This window comes from Candidatus Methylomirabilota bacterium (genome assembly GCA_036001065.1).
Classification (GTDB): Bacteria; Methylomirabilota; Methylomirabilia; order Rokubacteriales; family CSP1-6; genus MNEF01.
The window spans coordinates 1-4,023 of the sequence record DASYUQ010000113.1 but is presented as its reverse complement, the minus strand read 5'-3'; the positions used below and the strand labels follow the sequence as shown (position 1 = coordinate 4,023).

4 protein-coding genes are annotated in these 4,023 nt (G+C 71.3%); 1 reads left to right on the top strand and 3 read right to left on the bottom strand.

Annotated elements, in window-relative coordinates; all coding sequences use genetic code 11:
* Positions 1 to 176: 176 nt before the first annotated feature.
* Positions 177 to 671 (bottom strand): nitroreductase family protein, encoded by a 495-nt coding sequence (locus VGV13_10215; protein ID HEV8641457.1) that lies wholly within the window; start codon positions 669 to 671, stop codon positions 177 to 179.
* Positions 672 to 683: 12 nt separating this feature from the next.
* Between VGV13_10215 and VGV13_10210 the strand changes: the two genes are divergently transcribed.
* Positions 684 to 1,592: a DNA-formamidopyrimidine glycosylase family protein gene (locus VGV13_10210; GenBank protein ID HEV8641456.1), complete on the top strand. Its 909-nt coding sequence runs from the start codon at positions 684 to 686 to the stop codon at positions 1,590 to 1,592.
* Here the strand turns inward: VGV13_10210 and VGV13_10205 are convergent.
* Positions 1,582 to 2,421 (bottom strand): DUF1932 domain-containing protein, encoded by an 840-nt coding sequence (locus VGV13_10205; GenBank protein HEV8641455.1) that lies wholly within the window; start codon positions 2,419 to 2,421, stop codon positions 1,582 to 1,584. The genes VGV13_10210 and VGV13_10205 overlap by 11 nt on opposite strands.
* 65 nt (positions 2,422 to 2,486) lie before the next feature.
* A complete protein-coding gene (locus VGV13_10200; protein ID HEV8641454.1) occupies positions 2,487 to 3,770 on the bottom strand; it encodes an MFS transporter in 1,284 nt (427 codons plus the stop codon).
* Positions 3,771 to 4,023: the final 253 nt, after the last annotated feature.

Below are 4,023 nucleotides of genomic sequence, written 5' to 3'. Positions count from 1 at the left end.
TATAGAGACGCTGGCTGCGGTCGAACCATCTCCTGAACACCGCCCATGTTCGCGGCCATGTGCCGCTTTCACCTGCGAGCTTATTTCGGATCGGGGCTAAATCTGTCCACGAACGACGTACACGGTGCCGTCCTAGGCGCGAATAGTTGGAACGGCACTAGTGTACCCCCGCCCGTTCACCACGTCCCCCAGCGCACCAGCTCGGTGAGCGGCCGGCGCCGGCGGCCCACCGCGCGCGGCGGCGCGGCGCGCTCGGGATCGACGTAGCCGAAGCCGATGACGCGGTTGACGGCGATGCCGGCCGGGATGCCGAGCAGCGTCGCCAGCTCGGCCTCGGGCACGTGCGCGGGACAGGAGCCGATGCCGTCGTTCCAGGCGGCCAGCATCATGTTCTGGGCGCACCGCCCGGCGTCGAAGTCGTGCCGCTCGGTCTGGGCGATGACGATGGCGACGGCAGCGTCGGCCATCCACCGGGCGAAGCCGCTGAGGGCGGCGATGGCGGCCAGGCGCTGGCGGTCGCGCACGACGACGAAGCGGTTGGGCTCGCGGTTCTTCGAGCTGCCCGTCATGCGGCCGGATTGCAGAATGCGCTCCAGCGCGTCCTCGGAAATGGGCCGTGCAAGAAAGGCGCGCTGGTCGCGCTTGTTCACGATAGCCTTGTAGGCGTCCATCGGAGCATTCTAATGCCCGAGCTGCCCGACGTCGCCGTCTACATCGAGGCCCTGGATTCCCGGATCCGCGGCGCTCGGCTCGAACGGGTGCGCCTCTTCAGCCCCTTCGTCCTCCGCTCGGTCGATCCGCCCCTGGCGGCCGCGGCCGGCCGCACCGTGGCCGGGCTCCGGCGCCTCGGCAAGCGCATCGTCATCGAGCTCGAGGACGAGCTCTTCCTGATCATCCACCTCATGATCGCCGGCCGGCTTCACTGGCGGAGCGCCGGCGCCCGGCCGCCCGGGAAGATCGCGCTCGCCGCGTTCGACTTCTCCTCGGGCACCTTGCTCATGACCGAGGCCGGCTCCAAGCGGCGCGCGGCGCTGCATCTGGCCCGGGGCCAGGCGGCGCTGGGCGAGCACGACCCGGGCGGCCTCGAGGTGCTGGAGGAGGACCTGGCCGCGTTCCGCGCGGCGCTGGTGAAGGAGAATCACACGCTCAAGCGGGTGCTGACCGATCCGCGGGTCTTCAGCGGGATCGGCAACGCCTACTCCGACGAGATCCTCCACCGGGCGCGTCTGTCCCCCGTCAAGCTGAGCCCGCAGCTCACCGAGGAGGAGATCGCGCGGCTCTTCGAGGCCACCCGGCAGACCCTCCTCGAGTGGATCGAGCGCCTGCGGCGGGAGGCGGGCGGGAAGTTTCCCGAAGGCGTCACGGCCTTCCGCGAGGGCATGGCCGTGCACGGGCGCTATCGCCAGCCGTGTCTCCAGTGCGGCGCGCCCGTGCAGCGGATCGTGTACGCGGACAACGAGACCAACTACTGCGCCCGCTGTCAGACTGGCGGCAAGCTCCTGGCCGACCGCGCGCTCTCGCGGCTGCTGCACCGCGACTGGCCGCGCACGCTGGAGGAGCTCGAGGAGCGCCGGCGCGGCGTCAGCCCCTGAGCGTCCGGGAGACCTCGGCCACCGACGGCGGCGTCGCGGCGTCCTTGTAGCCGGCCAGCCGGCGGTAGATGTCGACGGCGGCCCGCTGGAAGCCGTCGGGGAGGCCGGCGCCGGCGAAGGTCGCCGCCATCTCCTCCATCTCGCCCACGAAGCGCCAGGCCTTGCGCGCGCTCGACTTCACCGCGGTCTCCGAGCGCGCGGGCAGGTCGGGCTGCGAGCGCTGCCACTCGCGCAGGAGCGCCTCGTCCACGCCCTCGGCGCTGGCCATTGCGCGGATCGCCATCAGCAGCGCGGAGGTGCCCTTGGTCCAGGCGGCGTAGGCCATCTTGAGCGCGGAGGCCGCTCCCGGTGGGCCGTCGAGCGCGATCGCCTCCAGCGGGCTCTCGGCGAGGAGCGCGCCGACGCGCTTGGCCTCCCTCCCGGAGAGATAGAGCCGCGTGGTGCCGCGAGCCCGCGGCGGCGGGCCCACGATGCCGCCGTCCACGAAACTGGCCCCCGCCCGCTCCACGATCGCCCCGACGTTCCGCGCGGTCGCCGGAGCGATCGCGTTGGCGTCCACGTAGATGCCGGAGAAGCGGTGGGCAGCCACCCCGCGGGCGACGTCGGCGGCCGCGTGCGGGGGACAGACGGACAGGATCACCGCGCTGCGGGCGACCAGCGCTCCGAGCGTGCCGGCGTCTTCCAGGCCGTCGGCGGCTGCGCGCGCGCGGCTGGGGGCGCTGCGACCCTCGGAGGCCCAGAGCACGCGCGCGCCGCCGGCGCGGGCGCACGCCCCCACCACGCTCCCCATCTCTCCCGGATGCAGCAGGCCAATCGTGGTCTCCGCCATCGTCTTCTCCTTCCCGCGGGAGCGGCCCACGCCCCTCGTCCGCGCCGGGCCCGAGGCCCGCCTCCTCAAGGCTCGCCGCTCCGCGGCGGGCTCGCGTCGAGGAAGAGCAGCCCCAGCGCCGTCACGACCACCGCGGCCGAGCTCAGCGCCAGCGACCAGTAGATGTTGATGAACGCGCCCAGAATGCCCACCGTCACGCCGCTGCCGGCTCTCAGGCCCAGGATCGCCGTGTTGAACAGGCCCACGATGCTTCCGCGCACCCGCGGCGGCGCCAGGAGCTGAACCAGCGTCTGGGCCATCGACGTGAAGGCGATGTTGAAGATACCGGCCAGGACGAGCAGAGCCACCGCCAGGCCGTAGGTGCCTGCCGCCGGGAACAGCCCCATCGTGACGCCCCAGGCGATCGCGCAGAGGATCGCGGTCCTGACGTTGGGCCGGAGGAGATTGGCGCTCTCCAGAAGCACGGCGCCGATCACGGCGCCGGCGGCGTTGGCCGCGAGCAGGACGCTGTACTGCATCCCCGTCTCGTCGGCGCCGAGATTTTGCGCGTACTCCGGCATCTGGGCCTGGAACGCGTTGCCCACGAAGAAGGAGGTCGCCCCACCCAGTACGATCATCGCGGTGATCCGCCGGTCGGAGCGCACCTGGGAAAAGAGCGCCCACGCCTCGCGCAGTCCGAAACGCGGCGCCGGCCCCCGGCGATCGCCGGCGTGAAGATGCCCCGTGTACGGCACGCGGATCAGCCACGCGCACAAGGGCAGGTAGATGAGCACGTTCGCGAGCAGGCCCCAGGCCGGTCCCAGGAGCAGCATGAGGCCGCCGCCGACCGCCGGACCGAGGAGGATGGACAGATAGCGGCTGCTCGCATAGAGGCGGATCGCGCTCTGCAGATGCTCCACGCCGACGATGTCGTGGAGGATCAGCTGCGTGGCCGGCGCCGCCACCACCCCAGCCGCGCCGTGGATGAGCAGGATCACGACCGCGTGCCACATCTGGAGCGTTCCGGTGAGGAACAGGAGGCCCCACGCCAGGGACGCCACCATGAAGAGCGCCTGGGAGACCTGGATCAGCGGGCGGCAGTCGAACCGGTCGGCCAGGGCGCCGGCGTAGACGGAGAAGACCAGGAAGGGCAGCCAGTGGCTGATGACGGCGAAGCCCGCCAGGGAGGGCGAGTGGAACGCCTGGAAGATGACCCAGTAGCTGATGACGTGCTCGATGTTGTCGGCCACCATCGCCAGCAGGCCGGCCAGGAAGTACCGGCGGTACTCGCGGTTGTGCAGCGCCGCGAACCGAATCGCGCGCGGTGCCGGTCCGGTGGCGGCCGTGACGACGGAGGACCGATCGCTCATCGGGCGCTCGAAGGGGGCCGGGCGGCGGGCCGGTGGGCCAGACCGATCGTACGACCCTTGATGCGGGCCATGCAATTTGACTCCTTCGCAGCCCTCAACCGGAGCCGCTTCTTTTAGCCCCGATCCGAAATTCTTTTGGCGAGGAATGTGCGGAAACGCGGCGTCGGTAGCGGCCGTGGCCAGCGTGGGTACGTGCGCACCCACGTCCTCCTATAGAGACGCTGGCTGCGGTCGAACCATCTCCTGAACACCG

Excerpts from the sequence above, each read along its gene's own strand:
- VGV13_10215 (HEV8641457.1), bottom strand. The coding sequence starts at position 671 with ATGGACGCCTACAAGGCTATCGTGAACAAGCGCGACCAGCGCGCCTTT.
- VGV13_10210 (HEV8641456.1), top strand. The coding sequence starts at position 684 with ATGCCCGAGCTGCCCGACGTCGCCGTCTACATCGAGGCCCTGGATTCC.
- VGV13_10205 (HEV8641455.1), bottom strand. The coding sequence starts at position 2,421 with ATGGCGGAGACCACGATTGGCCTGCTGCATCCGGGAGAGATGGGGAGC.
- VGV13_10200 (HEV8641454.1), bottom strand. The coding sequence starts at position 3,770 with ATGAGCGATCGGTCCTCCGTCGTCACGGCCGCCACCGGACCGGCACCG.